Raw genomic sequence first — 23,925 nt, 5'->3', positions numbered from 1 at the left:
TTAAGATCCAGCCAAAAGTTTCGCAGCAGCGGCAACGCCGGCACCAGGAGTATAGCCTTCATGGCCCAATTCTTGCAATACGACTTCTAAAGCGGAAATAGCTGCTAGAATATCGCGATCGCACACAAAGCCCAAATGACCGATTCGGAAGATTTTACCTTTCAAATGGTCTTGTCCGTCGGCTAGAGCAATATCAAACTTCTTACTCATCAAAGTCCGCACTTTTTGAGCATCTACAGATTCAGGCGGCATCACCGAGGTAATTGCAGGACTGGCGGCATCGTCAGCAGCGAATAATGGCAAACCTAAAGCTTTCATCGCCGCACGGGTAATTGTCATTAAGCGTTTGTGCCGCGCGAAAACGTTTTCTAACCCTTCGGCTTTCATCATCTGCAATGTTACTTGCAGTCCAAAAAACATATTGACCGGCGGAGTAAAAGGAGTGGTATTTTTGGCAGCGTCTTTGCTATATTTGCCCAAATCCAAATAATAGCGAGGTAGCGTCGCAGTTTTGTAAGCTTTCCAAGCTTTCGGGCTGACGGCCACAAAACCCAAACCAGGGGGAATCATGTAAGCTTTCTGAGAACCAGAAGCAATCACGTCAATTCCCCAAGCGTCCATCGGTACATTCGCAGCACCTAAACTGGTGACAGCATCTACCATAATTAAAGCTTCGCCGTGGGCTTTGACGTGGCGGTTGATGGTTTCGAGGTCGTTGAGAACGCCCGTCGAGGTTTCCGAGTGGGTGATGATGACAGCTTTGATTTGCTTCTCTTTATCAGCTTCCAGTTTTTCGCGGAAATTTTCGGGGTCTAATTGTTGACCCCACTCGGCTTTGATGATTTCGACATTTAAACCGTAGGCTTCTGCGACTTCGGCCCAGCGTTCGCCAAATTTGCCATTGGTGCCGACTAAAACTCGATCGCCCGCACTCAAGAAATTAATTATCCCAGCTTCCATCGCGCCGGTACCGGAAACCGTCAAACTCAACACGTCACTTTTGGTTTGGTGCAGCCATTTGAGGTTTTCGGTACATTCTGCAAAAATCGCGTCAAATTCCTTGCTGCGGTGGCCCATCGGGTGTTTAGCCATCGCCAGCAAAGCTGCTTCGGGCACCGGTGTCGGGCCGGGAATCATCAGCATTAATTTGTTGTCCATAATTCTGTCCTAACTTTTTCGGTGGGAGTTAATAGAATAAATCAAAAATTGAAACTTTAAAGTCTGCACTATAAGTTTTTTAACTTTTAATTTTTAACTCCCGTAGAGTTAGTTTCATTTAGAGACCAGCGGTATTCTACCGCTAAGTTCGATCGCTGGCAGCTTTGTTCTAATTGCTTTTGAATGGCAAGGGCTTTACGCAGTGTAATAATAAGTTGGTGAACTTGTTGCTGCTGCGGTGATTGTGGACTGACAGCAAACATTGTTTTACGTTCTAACAATTGAAGTAACAATTCATAATGAATGTACGAAGGCAGGGGAATTGGCTCCATGAAAGCTAACATACCTCAGCGAACAGAAACCCCATTGCAATTGCATGGAGCATCACAAGTGAACATTAGATGCCTGATTTTTTTATCTGTTTGCTAGCCGTACAAAAACCCCAGCTTTGCCGATCGATTTTTCGGGGGCTGGGTGCGTTGGTAGCGCTAAATTTCGCGATCGACTAACCAGAGTGAGTAGATTTAATTGGTTTTTTGCCAGCTATTTCTATGAAATCTAGCTGGGGACGCTAATTTTTCATAAATTAAGCGCCTGAGTCGATACAGGCTAGAAATGCTGATTATTTACATACTTAATCAATTTCTATCAGAATTCAGGGGTATTTGTCAAGCGGTCTGGCCTTTTAGATTTGCGGATGAGCCTTGGCTAGGGAGGCTAAAGCAGCGCCCGGATCTGGCTGTTTGACTAGGGATTCGCCGATGAGGACGGCTTGGACTCCGGCGCTGGCCACTCGGTTGAGGTCGTCTGCTGTGTGGATTCCTGACTCGCTGACGGTGAGGATATTTTTTCCTTGGATGTCGGTTTGGCGATCGGCTAATAGTTGACCGGTGGTTTCTAGGCTGACGGAAAAGTTTTCTAGGTTGCGGTTGTTGATGCCGATTAATTCGACGCCTTGTAGGGTTAATACTCGATCGAGTTCTTCGAGTGTGTGAACTTCGATTAAAGCAGTCATGCCCAATGTCTTGACAATTTTTACAAAGTATTGTAAGTCTTTGTCAGATAGAATGCTGGCAATTAATAATACAGCATCAGCGCCGTGAATCCGAGCGAGATAGATTTGGTAGGGATAGATAATAAACTCTTTGCAAAGTAGCGGCAATTCGACGGCGGCACGGATTTTAGAGAGGTTCTCGAAGCTACCTTGAAAGAACTTTTCATCGGTGAGTACGGAGATGCAGCTAGCGCCGTTTTGTTGGTATGCTTGGGCGATCGCCACGGGGTCGAAATCTTCACGAATTACGCCTTTGCTGGGGGAAGCTTTTTTGACTTCGGCGATGATTGCGGGTGTGGTTTTACCGTTTTTGAGCGCACCGAGGAAGTCGCGGATGGGGGGTGCAAAGGGGAGTCTTTTGTGAAGTTCGGCTAAGGGCGTGCGATCGCGCTTTTGGGCCACTTCTGCTTCTTTTTGCCAGACGATTTCTTCGAGGATGTGGCGGGGTTCGGAGTCGGGTACGGCGATTTCGTAGCTGAGGTAGAGTACGGAGACTGAGGTGCTGGGTGGACGGCGGCGGATTTGAAGCATGGTAAGGGGGATAAAGGGCGATCGGGCTTTGATTTCAATTTGTCGTTATGACCGCCCTTAATTCTACCATTACTGCTTGGGAGGACGAAGGGCGATCGGCAGTCTTTATCTCTAGCGCTGAGGCAGAAACCGGGTTTTTTCAGAAATTTCTAGGTTAATGCGTTTAACCTTGATAAAAACCCGGTTTCTTTAGTCTGAGTGCGTAAATGGCGATCGGGCGCTGAGGCAGAAACCGGGTTTTTTCAGAAATTTCTAGGTTAATGCGTTTAACCTTGATAAAAACCCGGTTTCTTTAGTCTGAGTGCGTAAATGGCGATCGGGCAATTTATCAACTGACTTTTCAGAGCGTATTTACCATAGAATTAGGGCAAGTATTATTAAAAAATAATCTTGTTAAACTGATTGTTTTTGATAAAAAAAGTGAGGCAATACTTCAATGGATACCCGATTGAGATACCAAGGAATTATCAAAGCTATACTTCAGGAACACGCTAACTTCCGCAATACTATACCTGACGGATATCAATCTCAAATTTTATTTGATGATGAACGAGGAGGCTACTTAGTCTTGGATATTGGTTGGAATGATGACAATTACCTTCACGCTACACCAATCCACATCAATTTAATCGAGGATAAAATCTGGATTCAATATGATGATACTGAAGAAGGAGTGGCTACCGATTTACTAGCAGCAGGAATTCCGAAAGAAGATATTGTACTCGGTTTTCGCCATCCTAGAGTGCGGGAATATACTGAATTTGGGACGGGTTTTAGCGACGAAAATGAAGGAAATTTTGCTGAATCGGCTGCGATGCAATCAGTCTAAACTACTCGTTGACTACTTGGCGTAATTCTCTGACAGTCTGAGGTTTGACAATTCTGGCTTGTGCGTCTTTCAGACCGCTTAACAGGCGATCGGCATTTTTGGGCGATCGCAGCAGGTAGACTGTCTCTATTAAGCTTGCCAATTCGTCAGCGGCAATTAAGGCTACGTTTTCGCCGTCTTTGCGGGTGATGATGATGGCATCGCGATCGTTGATGAGTTGTTCGCACAGTTCCTCAAGATTCGCTTGAGCTTCAGTATAGGTGACTTGGGTTTGTGTGAGTGACATGGTTTTGCGCTTGCCAATACTAAGAATATTATAAAGGCGATCGCCTACGGGATTTTTTCAATGAATGAACGCCGGCCCAAGAATTGCATGATTTTCAAAAATTGCGATACTGCTACGCAACGCTGGCGCGATCGAGATAGTTGCATACTTTATCGCTGTTTGGCGATTGAAACTGGCGCAGTTTCAATCGCTAGCCATGACATTACCTGTTTTTCTGACTCGGATAAGCGATCAAATGGCTGATGCAGTAAAGATGCTAAATCACCTAAAAATAGTGTATCATCAGACAAAAGTTCATAGATGTTGCCGTTATGAAAGGTATGAAACGAATTTTCGGTGTTTTTTGTGTTCTCGGTCTCACTATATCCACTCTTGCTTCTAACCTCCCAACAAACGCCCAAAGCAATCAAAATAGTGGAAACACTGGTAAGTCAGGTAATATTGCTGCTACAGATATCCGTGTTTTTCGCAATCCAAGGGAAGGAGATGATATTCCAGTGGATGTAGCAATAAAAGGCGCTAGTGGGCTAAATGAGAAAGCACGTCAGCAAGGCGCCAATGCTTTTTGCAAGGCCAATCAATATAGCGAGGCCATAAGTTTTGATTACGAACGTGATGGTACCATCGGTACTATGCAGTGGAATCCCAAAAGTGAACGATGGGAATTTTGTGAAAGCTGTACAATGTACCTGACGAAAGTAACTTGTAAGTAAGTCGATTATCAAGCTAGCGAATCTACAACTAAGTACCGTTCTTACATAACACTTTGTTGCAAGAAAGCTACCTTTCTATTGCCCGAGTGTGAAATAGGAGAAAAGGTAAACGGCTCGCGGCGCTCGCCTAATATTCGTAAAGAGCGAGCACTGTTTCTTTTACCTCATTTTTAAGAGCGATCGGCCTTTCCTTACCGAAGTGCGATCGCTTTTTTTTGAGTATTACTAATTTTTTTTATCCAACACCGTAGGGAATTTTTACCGCTTTGAGAACCATTCATAAGACAAGCTATAGTCAGTAGGAGAAATCGGAGTGCGATATTTGGTATGATCAAAGAATCCCGCTCGCACACAACCCAATGGAATCTCTACCCAATAATTGGGATCAACTTGCTAAAATCTTAGAACCTATTCATATAAATCACCTCGCAACCCAACATTTAGAATCCTGTAATTACAAAATAAAAGGCTACTGGGATAACAATAATAAGTTCTATGAAGAGATTGCTTTTATTCATCCCATCTGTGCTGAGTTGATCGGGCGATCGCTCGGCACAAACATTATCAACAACCATTCCACTTCTCACTGGATTAAACTTCAATTTTTACTCAAAGCAGATTTATCTGCTAGCGAAAACAACCTGGTTAGCGATGATGGCGATGATGAAATTGGCGAATTAACTCTGATTTTAGATACGAATCAGACAGTTATTGATGAAAACTGGCTAATTGATCTCGAATCTCCCTTTGTTGTTGCCAAAAGTCAGCCGGATTTGCAGCAGACAAGCTAGTTTGCTAATATGTCTGATTTGACATATGATCTAAAAAAACCTAAAATATAGATGGTAGATTCGGAAAGCAAACCCCTTGTCTGGCTTAGTGGGGAAGTAAAAACACCGCCTTTTTCTACTGAGGCGCGTATTCAAGCCGGATTTTTCCTGCGAAAGCTACAGGATGGCGAAAGCCTATCCATGCCTTTCTCTCGCCCTATGCCAAGCATCGGAGCTCATTGTCACGAGATCCGTCTAGCCGATTCAGGGACAAGCAAGGATTGGCGCATCATTTATCGAATAGACGTAGATGCTATAATTATACTCGATGTCTTTAACAAAACTACGAACAAAACACCGGATTTTATCATTGAAAAATGTAAAAAACGGTTGAAACAATACGACCAACTTTGAATTGATATCAGGAAGGTATTTTTATGGACACAGCTAAACGCCAACGCCTACAAGCAGCAGGATGGACTATCGGAACAGCAGAGGAATTTCTAGGACTTTCAGCAGAAGAAACAGCCTTCATAGAAATGAAACTTGCACTGAGTAAAGCCATCAAACAAAACCGGATTAGCCAACAGATGACGCAGCACGAACTTGCCAAAAAAATAAAGTCTAGTCAGTCAAGAGTTGCTAAAATAGAAGCTGGCGATCCTTCCGCTTCCCTCGATCTCCTGATTCGCACCTTGCTTACCTTCGGTGCTACACGCCAAGAGATTGCTGAGGTAATTCTTAACAGCGGTTCCTCACAAATATCTCATCTTAACTGAATTACTAAAAGTACGCACCAGCGTTCGCTTTCGCGTTCCTCTAGGGTAGCTATCCCGTAGGGAATCGCACTTTAACTTAAACCTTAACCGCCGCCCATCTACCAGCGCCCCAACCAAGATAGCAAGCATTCAGGGCGCTCCACTTCCGCAAATTCCTAACCTTTGGTAGAGGCAGATTCCATCGCTTAGGTATAGAATCTGACTTGACCTATTGGCTAAAACTATTGTGAATACAACAGAAAAAATCACCGATGTTTGGAGTAAAATCCAGGCAATGGCCAATGATTTCCTGATTTTATTACCAAATATTGTACTGGCACTGATTGTTTTCGCAATTTTCTTTTTTATTGGCAGAACCCTGAAACGGGCAGTCAGAAAACTAACCAGCGCTCACCGTCAAGCTCGCAATTTAGGATTAGTGCTGGGACGACTAGCACAAGGAGCAACCGTTCTTACAGGATTGTTTATTGCTCTGTCGGTGGTCATTCCCTCCATCAAAGCCAGCGATCTCATTCAGCTATTGGGAATTAGTGGTGTGGCGATCGGGTTTGCGTTTCGCGATATCCTGCAAAATTTTCTGGCGGGTGTTTTGATCCTGCTGACTGAACCTTTCCACATTGACGATCAAATTGTATTCAAAGACTTTGAGGGAACTGTAGAAAATATTCAAACGCGGGCGACGATAATAAAAACCTATGATGGTAGGCGGATTGTAATTCCGAACTCGGAACTATTTACTAACTCTGTAATCGTGAACACAGCCTTTGAAAATCGCCGTTTGCAGTATGACATTGGCATTGGCTATGGCGATGATATTGATACTGCCAAAAAATTAATTTTAGAGGCAATTCATGAAGTCGATGGAGTGCTAAAAGATCCGGCTCCCGATGCGATCGTCGTAGAATTAGCTGGTAGCAGTGTTAACATTCGGGCCCGCTGGTGGGTGCAGCCGCCTCGCCGTGCCGAATTATTAGATTTTCAAGACCGCGTATTAACTAAGATTAAAAACAAGCTAGTAGCAAATGGGATCGATCTGCCCTTCCCAACTCAGCAGATTTTGTTCCACGATCAGACAGAAGACACAGATGGCGATCGCAAACGTCAACGAGAAGGCTGGCCCGCCGGACAAGCTGAAGTTCCCAAATCGCGCAGTATCAGCTACGCCCTCAGACAACTTGCCGCAATCGAGTCTAAACGCAATAAATCTGAGGATGGCCAAGTAATTTCCAACAATAAATATACTGAGGGGAACGATCGGTGAAAAATACGAAATTCAGCAACTTTTGGGATTCCTTAAATTCGAGTTTCTGGTTTGTGCCAACCGTCATGGTTTTTTTGGCGATCGCACTTTCGTTTCTCACCATCGGGATTGACCAAAATCAAAAAACCAACCTGATTGGAGAATTGGGTTGGGCCTATACTCTCGGCCCTAGCGGATCGCGCGCCATTCTTTCTGCGATCGCCAGTTCAATGATGAGCGTTGCAACCACTGCTTTTTCAATTACGATCGTTGCCCTTCAGCTTGCATCTTCCCAGTTTGGCCCTCGCTTGCTGCGAAACTTCATGCAAGACAAAGGAAACCAAATTGTGCTGGGAACTTTCATTTCTACATTTGTGTATAGCTTGATGGTGCTGCGAACCATCAATGGGTCAGAAAAAAATGAGTTTGTCCCCCACTTGGCGGTAACTTGCGGCATCGGTTTGGCGATCGCCAGCATTGGCGTATTGATTTACTTTATTCATCATTCTGCCTCATCGATTCAGGTAGATCACGTGATTAAATTAGTTGGTGACGAACTCGATCGTGCGATCGATCGACTGTTTCCAAAAAATATTGGCACCAGCAAATCCCAAAACAAACAGCAAGACAACCAATCGGATATTGCCGCTGACATTCCAGCTAATTTCGATCAAGATTCCCGTCCAATTAAAGCAATCAATGGCGGTTACATTCAAGCCATTAATAATTACGAACTAATGCAAATTGCGAGCGAGCATAACCTGTTGCTACAAATTCTCCAACGCCCCGGTCGCTTTATTGTCGAAGGAATTGAACTCGCACAAGTCTTTCCAGGAAAAGAGGTAAACGAGCAACTTGTATCCAAGATTAACGATGCCTTTCTGATTGGCTCACAGCGTACAGAAATGCAGGATGTGGAGTTTTCGATCGACCAACTCGTTGAAATTGCAGTACGCGCTCTTTCCCCAGGAATCAACGATCCGTTTACGGCTATCCGCTGTATTGACCAACTTAGTGCAGCCCTTTGTCGTTTAACCCAAAGAGAGATTCCCTCTCCCTACCGCTACGACGACAGCAACCAGTTGCGGATGATTGCTGAACCCATCGCCTTTGCAGATGTGATGGATGCAGCCTTTAACCAAATTCGACAGAATGGAAAATCGAATGTAGCTGTCACCATGCGCTTGCTAGAGGCGATCGCAGTTGTGGCGCGTTTCACCGATCGAACCACACACCGAAAAGCACTCAAGCGACACGCAGATTTGACCGATCGCGCCAGCCAGCAGGCAAATTTTGATGAATTAGATCGGAAAGATATTCAAGAGCGATATTTAGCAGCATTAAAAGCTATTAAGCAGGAATGAGTTAGGAGGAAAGATTTGGTAATTTGTAATTAGGGCAAGCCCTTCAAATTACCACTTTCGCTTCTTCCTCTGCCATCAAAGCAAAATTTCGCAGATTTTTCCCAGCAAAATATTTTCCCTCCTTGACAAAATCGCCGTCGCATATTACCGGAATTCTTTCCTGATAAGCTTTCAGTGCCAAAATCAAATCATTTTCTTGCAATTCGAGATAGATTTTCTGCAACTTACCAACCACAAATCCCATCATCGCCACCTTACCAATTTTCTCCCCTGCTTGGCGATCGACTTTGACAATAAATCCTTGAATTTCAGTATTTTCTAAACAAGTAATTAAATCGCTTAAAATCTCTAATTGAGAACGCTTTTCTGTCAGTTCCAGCTTTTTGACAGCATCTCCCATCCTAGCTGGATAATCCGCAAAATCCCGCGTCAGAGGCAATCCGATATCAAACAACTCTCCCGCCTCATTTTTCTTGACCCAAATCGCCCCTTTATTGTCATAAATTCGGCTGTGTTCTTGCCAGCCATGTTTTTGTAAATATGCTATGATTACATTGACATCTAAATTCTTAAAAACTTCAAAATCCCGTACAGTTACTTTCATGGGATATCTCCTTGGCTAATGCGCTGCATAATGGACTGTAGAGCCTCTGCTGTAAACTGATTGTTGCGGGGCAACTCAACAGTCACGCGACTGGTATTTTGAGTTTCCGGCATTCCCCGCAAAGATAACCAGTAGGCACAATGCCTGAGCAACATTTCCTGTTCTGACTGTTGTATCCATTCCCCGATATTTTCCGGTACTAACACCACAACTAACAGGCGGGGAATAAAGGCAGTTACTCTCAAGTCGTTATAATTTTTGACATTGAGCGGATATCGAACACATTGGGCATTGAGTACATCTCTTGACGTACATTTTAACTGCAATTCGAGACGGTGTGGCTGTACTGGATCGCGATCGACAGCCTTGATACAGAGGTCAACACTATCATAATCATTTTCTGGTTGATCTACCGAACAGCCAGCGACTGCTGCCACAGCGCGGACGTAAGCTTTACTAAATTGTTCTTTTCGCTGATTTAGTTCCATTTAAACACAATTATCAAAAAGGGGCGATCGCGATCGCTAGCGAGTATTATACAGCTCGCGAGCGGGGGCGATCGCGATCGCTAGCGAGTATTATACAGCTCGCGAGCGGGGACGCTCGCACTGTAAAAAAATGGTTTTTGCAAAAATGAGATGCTCCCAACAAACACATCAAACTATCAGCCTCCTGTCGCTCCAATAAACCCCTCCATCCCCCCGAATTCGGGCAACCACGGGGGGTTGCCCTACGAAGACGGGGAGGGACAAAACATTCAAAGTCGCCCTTCTTAAGGGGGATTTAGGGGGATCGAGACTCGACTACAAACGCGATCGCTCAACGGTTAAAACTTGAGTTGACAGCCTTCGGAAGCCCCCGCCCAAATTAATGACCGCCCGCCGCCCCAGCCGCCCGTTTGAAAGCCTCATCTAGCACTTCCGAAAGCGTCGGGTGAGTGTGAACTCGGAATGCTAAAGAGTTCACAGAATCGCGCTGGGCGATCGCATTTGCCGCCTCCTGAATCAAATCCGAAGCGTGCAAACCAAAAATGTGAACTCCCAACAATTCCCCAGTATCTTTCCGGTAAATCACCTTCGCCATACCGTCGGTTTCACCCTCCGCAATAGCCTTAGAATTTCCCTTAAAATAACTCTTGACAGAAGCGACCTCAAACCCTTCGGCTTTTCCTAACTCCTTCGCCGCAGGTTCATTCATTCCCACATAGCTAATTTCCGGGTGAGTAAAAGCCGCCGCCGGAATGCTCAAATAGTCAACTTCGCGAGTGCGGCCACAAATGTTTTCGACTGCTGCAATTCCCTGGGCAGATGCAGCGTGGGCTAACATCATTTTGCCATTAACATCGCCGATCGCCCACAAATTCTGCACAGGTTCTCCCGCTACCAAAACCTGCATCTTATCGTTAACTGGGATATAACCGCGCATCGTTTCCACACCAAGAATTTCTAACCCTAAATTCTTGCTTACCGGAACTCGGCCAGTCGCTACTAAACAAGCGTCAACTTCCAAAACTTCGACAACTTCCTTAGTTTTGAAATCAGCTAATTCAATAATTACCGGGGAACCGGGAATAATTTTCTTAGCCAACAAGCCCACTTTTGTTTCAATATCGCGGGGTGCAATTAACACTCGTTCTGCTAATTTAGCAATATCCGGATCAAAAGTCGGCATCAATTGATCTAGAGCTTCAATCATCGTAACTTCGCAGCCTAATGCTGTGTAAATATCCGAAAACTCTAAACCGATATAGCCACTGCCAATAATTGCGATCCACTTTGGTAGCGATTCCAATCTGACAGCATCATCGCTAGTAAATACTGTTTTGCCGTCAATTTCTATCCCGGGGGGGACGAAGGGAATCGAACCGGGAGCGAGAATAATATCTTTGGCAGTAATAGTTTTCTCGCCTTTATCCGTTTCGACGGTAATTTTTTGAGAACCGGCGATTTTGCCCCAACCTTGGATGACATCCACGTTCAAACGTTTGAGGCTGTTGGTCAAGTCGCCGCGAAGTTTGCTAACGATTGTGTTAGCGTGATTTGCGATCGCCCCGCGATCGAAATCCACGCTTCCCAACTGAATACCCAGCATCTTGAGGTGATGGGCATTTCGCAAATCCCGCACCCGCCCGGAAGCGGCCAACAGCGCCTTAGAGGGAATGCAGCCGCGATTGACGCAAGTCCCGCCCATATCGCCCGCTTCGATAATTGCCACTTTCAGCCCGCAGCTAACCGCGTGTATGGCCGCGCCGTGTCCGCCCACGCCAGCGCCGATAATTGCTAAATCGTAATCAAATCCCTGAGTCACCTTAAAATCTCCTAATGCCTTTGAAATCTTAGGACTCAAGCAAAAAACACCGTCTGTCCGTCATTTTAAGCTTGTAGGTTGCGATCGCAACCTTTGAACAGCGGTAATAGTTGCATAAGTCCTGTGTCCTTATTCTCGACTAGACTAGGGTTAATTAGACAGTAACTGAGATTTTTTTAGGGTCAATGATTTCGATCTCGGTGCGCCCCAAGTTTCAAATCACTGACTGGGCGGGTAAAGTTAGATAGACTTTGAGGGCTGACAATGCCGATTGATGTCAACAACCACGTCAAATGCAGTGCGGGTTTACTGTTTGATGCTATAGTCCCTGATCCCCCCTAGCCCCCCTTAAGAAGGGGGGAACCGGAAGTGCTCAAAGTTCCCCTTGTTAAGCCATTCTTAAGCCTGATCCCCCCTACTCCCCCTTCTTAAGGGGGGAACAAGAGGCGGTCAAAGTCCCCCGACCTAAGGGGGATTTAGGGGGATCTGGCCTCGGATCAAAGCAAAATTTCTCAAGGGTTTTAGCTGATTGGGGTTTTGATGTCTAAATATTTGTACGCGCCGGGGGCGGAGTTTCTCGGCAAGTTTTAGAGTCTATGGAGTAGCTTATGATGGATGACGATGATTTGAAAGATTCACGCCGGGCCTCGGCTCAATCTTTTTTTCAGTCCCTGGATGAATTGTTTGATTATATAGAAGCTTCCAACCCTGATGTGGCACAGCCTCAGTCTCCGCAGCCTCAAGCTAAGTCTGCGAGTCAGCCTTCGAGTCCGCCGCAGAAGGCTAAATCTACGAAGATTAATTTGTCGGATTTTGAAGATGCGATCGCAGATTTAGAACAGTTTATCCAGAATAAGCGCCAGAAACGCCCGGAATCTAATCAATAGTTCGACACATTTTTAATTGATCGTGTCCGGCAAATGACGGATGATATATGCTGGCGGGCGATCGCCCCGGTTGGATTTTGCCGTTCAAGTGCGATCGGGCCAGCGGTTATACTGTGGTTAGTCTTTGTCTGTGAATTGTTTGGATATGCGATCGAGTGGGGTGAATGCGGCTCAACCGACATAATTTATTATTTGAGATAGTGAATTCGTAGCTGACAGCTATTAGCGATCAAATCTCCTATCACAGGTTCAACTATAGCAATCCTAAATCATTATCACGGGCGGTGATTTCCCCAAAATCGATCCTCCGGGACACGGCAGTGCCGTCTCCCTACTACAGAAAATCATTTAGGACTGCTATATCTAACTGGTTATAAAAATAGACACAGATAGTGAAATTATTTCAAAGCATTTTTATCAGTAATATCATGTCCGGTCGATTACCATCACAAAAACGGTTCGCGCGAACCAATCTTATTGTTATCAATCGACTGGAAACGATATTATTCCAAATCTGAGGAAATGTAAAAGCACTATATTCGATTGTTATACCATGCGTGAAAAAGCTTGCTAAAATAGAATATTTGAGTGTGTTTTGCCCACCTAATGTGTAGGGTGCGTCGCACGAGATGTCTGGCGTGAAATCCGAGGAATTGTTCGTAGCGACGCACCCTACAGCTACGGCTTTGCAGGATTTGGGGAAAATGGTATTACTTCACTATTTTAAATTCTGGGATGTTACTTTACCTGCTTAATTCATCTCTCTACTCTGCAACGCCTCAAAGCTTTAGGGTGCAAGAAAAATAGCCCTGCTAGCGTGCAACTGCACCTTCACATATCAATACGCTTGGGCTAATAACACAAAAGCGGTTGAAACCTCGTCTGTACAAGCTTGCAGCCGAGGAGTCCGGGTTGAAAACCGGGCAGTTAAAATTACGTTATTTTATTCAGTCCCCTCCGGCGGACATCGTTTGTGTAAACCTGGTTTCAACCGCCGTCTGTATCTGCACCGTATTGCTTCACATATTTTGATGATTCTTATCAGTAAATTTACGGATTGCGACAATTATTTAAGCTCTCCTCTACGGATGTGGAAAACCGCTTTTTACAGGAATAAAAAAATTAAAACTTACGCATTGATCGCCAGAAACCGGGTTTTTACGAAAATACCCGTTGTTATCGGCAAATAAGGTAAAAAACGCGGTTTTTTTGTCGGAGTGCGTCCAGGAATAAAAAAAATATCAGATTTTTTTCCGGATCGAAGTTATTGACCGTGAAATGTTTCTTACAGTGACAGAGAACTATAGCCCAACGCTGAAATTTAAGTCACTTCCAATCCTTAATTACTAGCAAAAGAAAAGCTATGCCTACTTCTTTCAATGGTTCTTTGGGTCAAACCACTAATTTCACCAACGTCAATGACCTAATTACACAATGGCCTACTGCTGCCCAGAATCAAGGTATTAAACTGTCTGGGGTAGCTTTTGATGGCGCGGAAACAGATTATCTTAGTTCTGCTACGATCGCCAACCTCACCTTACCAACGAATGAAAACCCTAAAAGCTGGTTGAGTTACGGCAGCACCCCTGGTATTGGTGTGCCATCCTCTTATAGTGGTTGGTTCACCGATCCTACTAAAATTCGGGCGGAAATCAATTATGACCCCAATACCAATCAATCTCAGGTACTGAAGCTGAAATGGGCAGAAGACCAAGATATTAGTAGCGCGACGATCGACCTCAGCGCATTGAGTCCCAAAACTAACCCCGGAGTCGGCGATCAAGGTAATGAAGTTGGTTTGCTGCAAATCTTTAATAATGGGACTCTCGTACCGGCCAGCAATTTTACGATTACTCGCTTCAACGCTCCGGGAGCGGCAAAACCCATTACTGTGGGTTCAGATGGAGTGACTTTCACGGGCGATCGCACCGATGGCAATTTCAAATTCAAGATAGAAGCAAACCCTCTCAGCAACATTAGTTTTGACGAACTGCGGTTCTCAGGCAAAGCCTACGATAGCCCCACCGCTGCGTACACCGCCACCTCCTTCAAAGACGATAGTTCGGACTACCTGCTGCGGGATATTCAATATCAAGGAACTCAAGATCCGGTTAGCCTTCAGTTTAGTGCCCCAACCTTCAGCGTCAACGAAGATGGGACTCCGGTTGCAGCCGTGACAGTCACTCGAACAGGTAGCAGCGCCGGCACCGCCTCAGCTACGGTGAACCTCACCAATGGTACTGCTGTTGCCCCTGGTGACTACAACAATACTGCGATCCCTGTCAATTTTGCTGCTGGGGATTCTGCACCCAAGACGATCGTCATTCCCATTGTCGATGACACTTTGGTGGAAGGTAACGAAACCGTCAACTTAAGCTTGACCAATCCCACCGGCACCAGCCGTGTCAGCTTGGGAACGCAAGGTACTGCCAGTTTGAACATCGTAGACAATGACACTCTCCCTGTCGGCACCCTGCAATTTAGCGCCCCCACCTTCAGCGTCAACGAAGATGGAACGCCGGTTGCAGCCGTGACAGTCACTCGCACAGGTAGCAGCACGGCTGCCGCCTCAGCTACGGTGAACCTCACCAATGGTACTGCTACAGCCCCTGCTGATTACGCCAATACTGCCATCCCTGTCAATTTTGCTGCTGGGGATTCTGCGCCCAAGACGATCGTCGTTCCCATTGTCGATGACACTTTGGTGGAAGGTAACGAAACCGTCAACTTAAGCTTGACCAATCCGACAGGCGCTACGATTGGGACGCAAGGTACTGCCAGTTTGAGCATAGTGGACAATGACACTCTCCCGACCAGCACCCTGCAATTTAGTGCTCCTACCTTCAGGATCAACGAAAATGGAACGCCGATCGCAGCCGTAACAGTCACTCGTACTGGCAGTAGTGCCGCTGCTGTCTCAGCGACGGTGAGCTTGGCCGATGGTACTGCTGTTGCGCCTGATGATTACGGCAATAGTCCGATCGTTGTCAATTTTGCCGCTGGCGATTCTGCACCCAAAACGGTCAATATTCCGATCGTCAACGATACTTTGTTCGAGGGTAACGAAACTGTCAATTTAAGTTTGATTAACCCGACAGGTAATGCCACGATTGGAACCCAAAGTACCGCCGTTACGACCATCGTAGACAATGACAGCACCCTGCAATTTAGTTCCCCTACCTTTAGTCTCAACGAAGATGGAACGCCGATCGCAGCCGTGACAGTCACTCGCACTGGTGTAACCTCTGGTACAGTCTCAGCCACCGTCAGCTTGGCCGATGGTACTGCTACAGGCGGCCTTGATTACAACGGTAATCCGATCGTTGTTAGTTTTGCCCCTGGCGATTCTGCACCCAAGACTGTCAATATTCCGATCGTCAACGACACTTTGGTGGAGGGTAACGAAACTGCTAACTTAACTTTGGGCAGCCCGACAGGCAACGCCTCGATTGGAACCCAAAGTACGGCCACTTTCGACATCATAGACAATGACAGCACCCTGCAATTTAGTGCTCCTACCTTCAGGATCAGAGAAAATGGAACGGCCGTTGCAGCCGTGACAGTCACTCGCACTGGCAGTAGTACCGGTGCAGTTTCAGCTAGCGTGAACCTCAGTAATGGAAGTGCTACAGCCCCTGCTGACTACGACAATACTGCCATCCCTGTCAATTTTGCCGCTGGGGATTCTGCACCCAAGATAGTTAATATTCCCATTATCGATGACACTTTGGTGGAGGGTAACGAAACTGTCAATTTAAGTTTGGTTAACCCGACCGGCAATGCCACGATTGGAACCCAAGGTACGGCCGTTACGACGATCATAGACAATGACAGCACCCTGCAATTCAGCGCCCCGTTCTTCAGTGTCAACGAAAATGGAACGCCTGTTCAAGCCGTGACAGTCACTCGTACTGGTAGTGCTGTCGGTGCAGTCTCAACTTTCGTGAACTTGTCCGATCTTACTGCTACAGCAGGCTCTGATTACACCAATGGTTTAATCGCTGTCAATTTTGGTGCTGGGGATTTAGTACCCAAAACCATCACCATTCCCATTTTCGATGACACTTTATTTGAGGGTGACGAAACTCTCGGTTTAACTTTGGTTGGCCCGACGACAGGCAATGCGACAATTGGAGCGCAAAGCAGCACCGTTTTGAGCATCATAGACAATGACCCAGCCCCCCCGGCACCTATAGCTCCGCTGCTGAAAACGGCAAGTAGTCTCACTTTGACAAAGGACGATCTACTCGACGGTGGTCTGCGAAAGAATTCCAGCTTTGGGGCTCCGGCGCAGGGAACAGCAGCTTTGGTGAACAAATCTATCGCCGACGAGCTACTGATGGGTGGCGGAATCGGAGCCTCTAACGTCGGGATTAATTCCAACTCAGTCCCCAACTTCGGTGTCGCCGCTAGCTGGTTAAATTCACTCACAGACCCGAAGCTTATTCCTGGTTTTGTCGCCTTGAACAACCAATTTGCTAACTAGGTCTTTTGACTAGCAATTTGCGTTAGTGGGTTTTAATCATTGGTGACAACTTTCTGGCATTGTCACCAATGTCAAGTGGGAGAGGCAGACAGAATATTTAAATGCTGCCTCATCCTGGCTTGATGCTGATATAGCAGTTGACAGTTGACAGTTGACAGTTGACAGTTGACAGTTGCATAACGGGAATCAAATCATTGATGGTTGACGGGTATCGGCTCTATTCCTGAAGTTATTTATGTTCTCACCGATGTGGCGGTTGCTATATTTGGATTTCAGACTAAATCCCATTATCAGGATGCTGCGAAAAAAAACCTTTGTTGGGTATGCCTTTGAATTTTATTTGGCAAACCCGATTTAAATTTTATTGAGGACTGCTTTACAAGCATCAAGCGGTGTAATTTAGATTTGAATTGCTTAAATATTTGATTGATATATCGACCGCAGATGTAAGGTAGATAAACACAGAGAAACGCAGATGCTCTTCAAAAATTTAAACCGAATGGATGCCATGCAAATCTATTAGTTTAATTTACTATTAATAGCTTTATTTTTGGGCTTAGACTGGTGCGGTAATTGTCTCGATCGCACTTCGATCGCCCCATCGCCCACAGCACTCAAAGGCAAGTCCAACTCATCAACATCGTTGCGGTACTTCACCGCAATATCAGCACCATTAATAATCGCCCCCAATAGCCGCGGCCCCGATTTGTGCGAATCCTCATCATCAGATTCCAGCAACTGATCCGCAGCCTCAGACAACATACTCGCCAAAGTATAACCAGCCCGCGCCACCAAAATTATACCGTCCGTGTACGGTTCCAGCGTCAGCGCGTCATTGCACTCGCTCAACGCCGGAGAATCCACCACCACAAAATCAAAGCGGTTGCGAACATCCTCAAACAACCTCCGCATTTCGCTCGATTCCAGTACCGCCGAAGCCTGCCGCAAAAAGCCCGGACTCGGCACCACGTATAGATTTTCTACCTCTGGAACCAAATGGACACACTCGCTGATATTGCCGTAATAGTGTAAAGGTTCCACCGCCGCTAGAGGATCTTGAGCGATTCTCAAAGATTCTACGTTAGAAGCCGATCGCAAATCTGCTTCAATTAACAACGTCCGTTTACCCGATCGAGCCGACGCAATTGCTAAATTGTAAGCACTAAAACTTTTCCCCTCCAAACCGGCCGCCGAAGTCAGCAACACCACCTTCACAGGTTTTTCGCCAATTCGGCGCAAATTAGTCCGCAACCGCTCGTAAAAATCCAAATAAGGTGAATTCGGCTCCAAAGCCAGAGGCATCTCCTCCCCATAGGAATCAAACACAATTACTTCAGGCAAAACAGCCAGTATCGGCACCTCTTTCTCCACCAAAGCCGCCCGCACTTCTTCCCAACTGTAAAACTTGCCGTTGAGCATCCCCAACAAAAATATCAACCCGCCGCCCAGCAGCAATCCTACAAATCCCCCCACCGCCAGCATCACCGGCCTACTTCTCTGGCTTGAGTCAACATCATCAGCTTTGGGCTCTTGGGAGACGATCAAACTCCCCGTTGTCTCAGCTATCGCTGCCTCAGCATCTACCAAAGCCGACTGCATCTTATCGTAGAGAGCTTTTTTCAGCGCCACTTGCTGGGCTAACCGCCCTTGTTCTAACTGCTTGTTGGGGATTGTCGCGTATTCCTGGCGTAATAGCTGTTCAGTTTTCTCGACTCCTTTGAGTTGCTGTTGCACCGTATCCTGCTGCGTTTGCAAAGCAATCAAACTTTGAGCTAACTGCTGTCTGGCCGGGTCTAAAGAAGAGTCTATCCGAATTCGATCGGCACTTCTGAGCGGAGCCGCCACCCCGTTACCCCCTAGCACCTCCGACTGTCGCTGCTGCAACTGCTGCTCAAAAGCTAGTTTTTGTTTGAGCAATTCCACAATTTTCGGGTGTTCCTCCTGCAAGTCGCTGCGCAGAATTTTGAGCTGAGATTCGATCGAAAACAGTTGCACTCGCAGTTGCGCAATAATTGGATCTGCCGACAGTGCTTGAGCCACGTAAGCTTGCTCCACATTCAATCCCAAGCGCTCCTGCAAGCTTTTAATTTGAGCTTCTATTGCTCCCAACTGCACGCGGAGTTGTCGCTGCTGCTGTTCGGTGCCGATAATCGCTTGCGGCAAAGTACCGCTCTGAACTGCTAAAATTGAAGTTCCTTCTTGTTTTTCGTAGGCTTCAAGTTTTGCTTCCACCTCCCTGAGTTCCTGAGTTACTTTCGGCAAACGCTGTTTAATTTGGTCGATCGTTGTTCGCAGTCTAGAAGTATTAGAATTTTTGCTGTAAGCCTCCATTTCCTTCATCAGCGCCTTTACTACCGCTTCTGCTTTTTTGCGATCGGCATTTTTGTACAATACTTGAATCAAAGCGCTGGGGTCATTATTCTTAGTCGGCATCTTGATCTGCACGTTGTCTGCCAGCTTTTTAGTCAAAAGTTGTAATTTTTTTTCCGCTTCTTCTTTATTTACTATTGCCGCTTCTTCTTTGTTTAATTTTTTTTCTGCTTTGATGAGTTTTTCTGCTACTGGTTTAAGCACCTTCTCTGTATCCAGCAGCATATCTTTAGTTATTTCTTGTCCTTCCTGTTGAATTTTAGTAGTAGTCGATGAAAAAATCACGCTCGGTCTGAGGTAGGTCAGCGTACCTACAGCAACGTAAACCGGCGCCGGAGTTGGCTGCCCAGCCACTACTCCCGACACGCCCACACTCACCGCGAGAGTGGCCAGTCCCACCCACTTATATTGGTCAAAAGCAATTAAATAACGTTTAACAACTGATAAAGTCATGACTATTTTAGATTTTAGATTTTAGATTGAAGAATTGCCAACGATAAATTATAACTAAGTATGTCGGAGCCAAAAACATAGTATCTGGTAGGTTCGGGTTTAGCTAAAAATCTTTGATAGAAGTGACTTTACGAATACAAAACCCGCCCTCTAACGATAAATCATAACTAAGTATGTCGGAGCCAAAAACATAGTATCTGGTAGGTTCGGGTTTAGCTAAAAATCTTTGATAGAAGCGACTTTACGAATACAAAACCCGCCCTCTTTACTAATGACTAATGACCAATGACTAATGACCAATGACCAATGACCAATGACCAATGCCTAATGCCCAATGCCCAATCCCTCCGCTTCGCTTCGCCCAATCCCTCCGCTTCGCTTCGCCCAATGACCTGTTTGGCCAATGACCTGTTTGGCCAATGCCCAATGCCCAATGCCCAATGCCCAATGACTACCTATTATTATTGGATGGCCCAAACAAATTTGTCACCCCATTTCTTAATTGCTCGAAGAACAGAATAAATCCCAAAGTATCGCGGAATGGTCGAGTAACAGTATTGATTGCATAACCAACGCGCTCTACCAGATTTCTACCAATCACAATCACATCATTATCTTCCAGCATCGGGTTCTGAGAAACATTTCCCTCCAAAGCAGCTTTCGCATCTATCTTGCGGTTGATTGCTCTACCTTGCTTTTGGTCGAACCGAATCAGGGCCATTTTCCGCAAGTCAGCTAGATTTACAGGTAAGTTGTTGATAGCATCCAAAAACTTGCTGCCATTTTCTAGGTAGAACGAAGTCAAACTACCACTAGCGTAACTCAAAACTCGAACGTAGATCCTGGGCTTAATCAGCGTAGACCGCGCCACCAGAGCTTTGTCGTAGTCTAGGTTTTTGATACTAGCGTCCAATTCCGGGATGACAATCACATCTCCCGATGCCAAAGGAAAATCGAACAAATCGTTAGCCTTTGCTAAGGGAGTGTAGAGGTCGAGGGGTTGCTCCACCGAGGAGCCGTCTACCAGCGTCCGCCGCACTCGCACCGCCCGCAAATCGGCTTTTCCCGTGACTCCGCCTGCAATCGTCACAGCAGCGGAAATTCGACCAGAACCCACCGGAAGCGTGTAAAAACCCGGTTTGCCGACTTCTCCAGTGATCGTAACTTGGACGGGGACAGCCGCAGCGGCTAGGCTGTACCTGGATGCTAAATCTTGATCGGATTTGCGATCGGCTGTAATCTGTTTATACGGTACGACGATCGCATCTCCATCTTCCAAACGCAAATCCGGCGGAGCAATACCAGTTTGCAGCGGCGTCAAAATATCAACAACTTGCTCCGCCACAGCGCCACCAGGCAAAGTCCGCCGCACCCGCACCGCCCGCAGTTCGGCCGTCGGAGTCGTCCCAGCCGCCGCAGCCAAAGCCGCCGGAAGCTGCGGAGTTTGCAGCGGATAAAAACCAGGTCTCGCCACTTCCCCCGTCACCGTCACCACTACCGGGCGCTGAACCAGCAAAGCAGTCGAGACTTGAGGATTTTTGATAAATTGGGTGAATCGCTCTCGGAGTCGCTGCTGTGCTTCTTCGACGGTAAGGCCGCGCACATTTACTGTGCCGATTAATGGCAGTACAATTACCCCTTCAGGGCTGATAGCACCTGTAAAATTTAGCTCTGGGAAGCGCTGAACTTGAACAGAAATCTGGTCTCCAGGGCCCAAGCGGTAAGGCCGATTCCGAAAAGCTGGGTTAATTTGTCTGTTGAAGTTGGCTGGCGGTGGCGGTACGCGCAGTGGTGGTGGTGGTAAGAACTGTTCAGAACTAGGAACAACAGATTGGGCTAAAGCCTTTTCGGAAAAAACTTTGCCGTTAAAGCCCCAAAATACAGCAGCAAAAGATAAAGTCCAAGCAGTTGAGTGCAGACCAGCCAAGGAAAAAGCAACGCGATTTTTGATTGTGAATTTTTCCCGCATTTTGAGGGTATAAAAAAGGGTGATATTTTGAATAATTCGCTGATTTTTAAGTTTCATGTCCGCAAGCCTGCACTTAAATTTTATATTTTTTCTACTCTCCAGCCGGACACGGCAATGCCGTTTCCCTAAAGATGAGATTCTCTAATTTATCTGTAGCAATATTTTTTATAATTGGTATTACCTCTTGATTCTTCTAGCCCGCGGAGGCGGTCTTTGTTTGTATAGAAGCGATTTCAATCGCCCTCTTGATTAAACTCAGAAAGTTTCTGCCATTAATTGAGCTTGAACACTTTGACTCAGAGATTCCAGCAGCGGTTCAACTATCTTAATATCGTCCTGCGGTTGAATCGGAACGATGATACTGACAGCAACCCAAGAGGCGCGGCGGTTCGACAGTCTAGCAATGCTGTCTTCCCAAAACCAGCGGCTGGTTGCTGGAGAACCCCCATTAGGCCAAGCGTACCACTGCACGACAGCAAAAGTTTGTTGGGAAGTCCAGCTTCGGAAAAACCGGGCCTCGACGGTAGGCGATGGCTTGTCGGATGTTGGCGCTAATTTAACTGTAAACCTCAAAGTGCGATGAGAATCTGTTTGCCACCGGTGAAATCCATCGATATCTAGCCATTCTACTTGTGGCTGGTTTTTGGGGTCGTTTTGAGGCATCAGCAATAAAATGGCAATTGTTTGATGATTTTTGATTTCTTCAACTAACCATCTGTGACCGCCAATTTGGACGTTATTCTGGACGCTAATCACCTGCCAGCCGGGAAGTCTCATCCCGTTTTGGCGCAAACTTTTCAATTGCTTGAGGTTTGCAACTGTCGGCGGGTTTGTCCAAGGCCACCTTCCCGTCGCGTAGCCGGGAATTGCTACTACTCCAACCAGTACCAGCAAAAACACCAGTACCACAATTTTAGATAATTGGTACCGCCGCAGTAGTTTCCGTGCTGAAATCATTTGTTTCATGAATTGGCAGACTGGCTGGGGAAATACTTTTCCATCCCGTTGATGAGAAGTACCAATAAGCCTAGTATACAAGCAGAATACAAGTCTCCGCCCCATCCGGCGTGCAGCCAAGTAAAAAGTCTCTCTCTTTCGGTTCCGTGAAAATAAGTCAGCAAAGTGTTGCGCAGAATGTTGGAAGTTATGCTAATAATAGATGTAGCCACTAAAAACAAAATGCTTTTTTTGTGGGAACTCCAAACACCCGTCCAATCCAGTAGAATTAAGCTGACGTAAAGACTGGTAAACAGCATTTTCAAGCCTGCACAGTGGGGCGCAACTTCGACAATGCGATCGTTTACGTACAGATAAATTTCTTCGACTCTGACGTTGAGACCAACCTTAATTAATATCCAGCCTGATGCTTCAGCAATGAAGTGCTGCAACGGCAATGCGTAGGGTTCTATGAGGTAAGGAATGTGGTTTGGCGAGGCCAAAAATACGAATAAAAGTGGCATTCCCTCCAATTTTAATCCGGGAATTCCTTTTAAAGATAAGCAAATGCTGGCTAGCATTAGTGGCAGGGATAAATTCACCAAATCGCTTAAGCGACTCAGATAAAAAAGCGTCGCTAGTACCAGGAAAAAGCTTCCCAAAGGATGCGGCGAGTTGGGCAAGCGCAGCCAGCAATTTCGGTTCATCCAAGCAATATAAGCCGCGTAGGGCAAACCAATTAGTCCGTGGCTGAAGTATTCGTGTTCGATGCTGATGTTTTTGTTAAGCCAGCCGTCGTACCAGTGTACTAGCAGGGGGGCGTACAGTAGCACTAGGAGTACCGTGATACCTTCCCCCAGGAGGTATCGCTTGAGAACAATGCGAATTCTGCGCTGGATGTGCATGGTTTGAGAAGTTTTGAGATTGTCGCGCGAGGGTTCACAACGCGAAAGGGATTGTGAACTGTGAGTTAAAGTTTGTTAATTCCCAACTCCAACGCTTTGAGATCTCCACCCTATGGCTTGCAACACCCTCAGCATAACTTTTATAAACAATTAAGTAAATCCACCTAATTAAAGGTGAAATACCGATCGCTAAACAGTTTACTGTGTATGTCTTCTTCCGTCTTGAGTCTTGCGTCTTCCTTCTGTCAACTCTTCCTTCTGTCAACTCTTCCTTCTGTCAACTG

General features: G+C 46.1%; 21 protein-coding genes. 10 read left to right on the top strand and 11 right to left on the bottom strand.

Features of this window, described 5'->3' with window-relative positions:
- The 3 genes from QUB66_RS00620 to trpC all read right to left on the bottom strand — a co-directional run bounded on the left by QUB66_RS00620 (position 1) and on the right by trpC (position 2,743).
- Positions 1-1,158: a pyridoxal-phosphate-dependent aminotransferase family protein gene (locus QUB66_RS00620; RefSeq protein WP_332965793.1), complete on the bottom strand. Its 1,158-nt coding sequence runs from the start codon at positions 1,156-1,158 to the stop codon at positions 1-3.
- Between the two features lie 86 nt (positions 1,159-1,244).
- Positions 1,245-1,490 carry a DUF5340 domain-containing protein gene (locus QUB66_RS00615; protein WP_106333603.1) on the bottom strand — a complete coding sequence of 82 codons (246 nt, stop codon included), beginning with the start codon at positions 1,488-1,490 and terminating at the stop codon, positions 1,245-1,247.
- 353 nt (positions 1,491-1,843) lie between these two features.
- Positions 1,844-2,743 (bottom strand): indole-3-glycerol phosphate synthase TrpC, encoded by a 900-nt coding sequence (gene trpC / locus QUB66_RS00610; protein ID WP_332965792.1) that lies wholly within the window; start codon positions 2,741-2,743, stop codon positions 1,844-1,846.
- A gap of 436 nt (positions 2,744-3,179) precedes the next feature.
- Here trpC and QUB66_RS00605 point away from each other — a divergent pair, with 436 nt between their 5' ends.
- Positions 3,180-3,572: a XisI protein gene (locus QUB66_RS00605; RefSeq protein ID WP_332965791.1), complete on the top strand. Its 393-nt coding sequence runs from the start codon at positions 3,180-3,182 to the stop codon at positions 3,570-3,572.
- 1 nt (position 3,573) lies between these two features.
- Here QUB66_RS00605 and QUB66_RS00600 read toward each other — a convergent pair whose 3' ends face one another.
- A complete protein-coding gene (locus tag QUB66_RS00600; protein WP_332965789.1) occupies positions 3,574-3,858 on the bottom strand; it encodes a type II toxin-antitoxin system Phd/YefM family antitoxin in 285 nt (94 codons plus the stop codon).
- A 311-nt stretch (positions 3,859-4,169) separates the two neighbouring features.
- Here QUB66_RS00600 and QUB66_RS00595 point away from each other — a divergent pair, with 311 nt between their 5' ends.
- The 6 genes from QUB66_RS00595 to QUB66_RS00570 all read left to right on the top strand — a co-directional run bounded on the left by QUB66_RS00595 (position 4,170) and on the right by QUB66_RS00570 (position 8,724).
- A complete protein-coding gene (locus QUB66_RS00595; protein WP_332965788.1) occupies positions 4,170-4,571 on the top strand; it encodes a hypothetical protein in 402 nt (133 codons plus the stop codon).
- A gap of 359 nt (positions 4,572-4,930) precedes the next feature.
- Positions 4,931-5,362 carry a hypothetical protein gene (locus QUB66_RS00590; protein WP_332965787.1) on the top strand — a complete coding sequence of 144 codons (432 nt, stop codon included), beginning with the start codon at positions 4,931-4,933 and terminating at the stop codon, positions 5,360-5,362.
- A gap of 51 nt (positions 5,363-5,413) precedes the next feature.
- The gene (locus tag QUB66_RS00585) at positions 5,414-5,755 is read left to right on the top strand and encodes a type II toxin-antitoxin system RelE/ParE family toxin (protein WP_332965785.1); all 342 of its coding nucleotides are present in this window, start codon (positions 5,414-5,416) and stop codon (positions 5,753-5,755) included.
- A 23-nt stretch (positions 5,756-5,778) separates the two neighbouring features.
- Positions 5,779-6,120, top strand: a complete 342-nt coding sequence (locus QUB66_RS00580; RefSeq protein ID WP_332965784.1) for a helix-turn-helix transcriptional regulator — start codon at positions 5,779-5,781, stop codon at positions 6,118-6,120.
- Between the two features lie 226 nt (positions 6,121-6,346).
- Positions 6,347-7,381 carry a mechanosensitive ion channel family protein gene (locus QUB66_RS00575; protein WP_332965782.1) on the top strand — a complete coding sequence of 345 codons (1,035 nt, stop codon included), beginning with the start codon at positions 6,347-6,349 and terminating at the stop codon, positions 7,379-7,381.
- Positions 7,378-8,724, top strand: coding sequence for a DUF2254 domain-containing protein (locus QUB66_RS00570; protein ID WP_332965780.1), 1,347 nt, complete (start codon positions 7,378-7,380; stop codon positions 8,722-8,724). The genes QUB66_RS00575 and QUB66_RS00570 overlap by 4 nt, the downstream gene beginning before the upstream one ends.
- A gap of 43 nt (positions 8,725-8,767) precedes the next feature.
- On the opposite strand, the gene QUB66_RS00565 is transcribed toward QUB66_RS00570, so the two are convergent.
- The 3 genes from QUB66_RS00565 to lpdA all read right to left on the bottom strand — a co-directional run bounded on the left by QUB66_RS00565 (position 8,768) and on the right by lpdA (position 11,635).
- Positions 8,768-9,328 (bottom strand): hypothetical protein, encoded by a 561-nt coding sequence (locus tag QUB66_RS00565; protein WP_265235315.1) that lies wholly within the window; start codon positions 9,326-9,328, stop codon positions 8,768-8,770.
- On the bottom strand, positions 9,325-9,816 hold the full coding sequence (locus QUB66_RS00560; protein ID WP_265235314.1) for a DUF4365 domain-containing protein: 492 nt from the start codon (positions 9,814-9,816) through the stop codon (positions 9,325-9,327). Before QUB66_RS00560 ends, QUB66_RS00565 begins: the two co-directional genes overlap by 4 nt.
- 379 nt (positions 9,817-10,195) lie before the next feature.
- Entirely contained in the window at positions 10,196-11,635 is a 1,440-nt protein-coding gene (lpdA, locus tag QUB66_RS00555) for a dihydrolipoyl dehydrogenase (protein ID WP_332965779.1), read from the bottom strand.
- A 608-nt stretch (positions 11,636-12,243) separates the two neighbouring features.
- Here lpdA and QUB66_RS00550 point away from each other — a divergent pair.
- The 3 genes from QUB66_RS00550 to QUB66_RS00540 all read left to right on the top strand — a co-directional run bounded on the left by QUB66_RS00550 (position 12,244) and on the right by QUB66_RS00540 (position 17,008).
- Positions 12,244-12,522, top strand: coding sequence for a hypothetical protein (locus QUB66_RS00550; protein ID WP_332965778.1), 279 nt, complete (start codon positions 12,244-12,246; stop codon positions 12,520-12,522).
- Positions 12,523-12,555: 33 nt separating this feature from the next.
- Positions 12,556-12,723, top strand: a complete 168-nt coding sequence (locus QUB66_RS00545) for a hypothetical protein (protein ID WP_332965776.1) — start codon at positions 12,556-12,558, stop codon at positions 12,721-12,723.
- A 1,162-nt stretch (positions 12,724-13,885) separates the two neighbouring features.
- On the top strand, positions 13,886-17,008 hold the full coding sequence (locus QUB66_RS00540; RefSeq protein ID WP_265235311.1) for a Calx-beta domain-containing protein: 3,123 nt from the start codon (positions 13,886-13,888) through the stop codon (positions 17,006-17,008).
- 519 nt (positions 17,009-17,527) lie between these two features.
- Here the strand turns inward: QUB66_RS00540 and QUB66_RS00535 are convergent.
- The 4 genes from QUB66_RS00535 to crtB all read right to left on the bottom strand — a co-directional run bounded on the left by QUB66_RS00535 (position 17,528) and on the right by crtB (position 23,641).
- Positions 17,528-19,831: a polysaccharide biosynthesis tyrosine autokinase gene (locus QUB66_RS00535; RefSeq protein WP_265235310.1), complete on the bottom strand. Its 2,304-nt coding sequence runs from the start codon at positions 19,829-19,831 to the stop codon at positions 17,528-17,530.
- 451 nt (positions 19,832-20,282) lie between these two features.
- Entirely contained in the window at positions 20,283-21,857 is a 1,575-nt protein-coding gene (locus QUB66_RS00530; protein ID WP_332965774.1) for a polysaccharide biosynthesis/export family protein, read from the bottom strand.
- Between the two features lie 198 nt (positions 21,858-22,055).
- Positions 22,056-22,766, bottom strand: a complete 711-nt coding sequence (locus tag QUB66_RS00525; RefSeq protein ID WP_332965772.1) for a cyanoexosortase B system-associated protein — start codon at positions 22,764-22,766, stop codon at positions 22,056-22,058.
- Entirely contained in the window at positions 22,763-23,641 is an 879-nt protein-coding gene (crtB, locus tag QUB66_RS00520; RefSeq protein ID WP_332965771.1) for a cyanoexosortase B, read from the bottom strand. The genes QUB66_RS00525 and crtB overlap by 4 nt, the downstream gene beginning before the upstream one ends.
- Positions 23,642-23,925: the final 284 nt, after the last annotated feature.

The sequence above is a fragment of the Microcoleus sp. A2-C3 genome (assembly GCF_036706065.1).
Lineage (GTDB): Bacteria > Cyanobacteriota > Cyanobacteriia > Cyanobacteriales > Microcoleaceae > Microcoleus.
The sequence above is the reverse complement of the archived record's forward strand: the minus strand, read 5'-3'. Positions and strand labels throughout refer to the sequence as shown.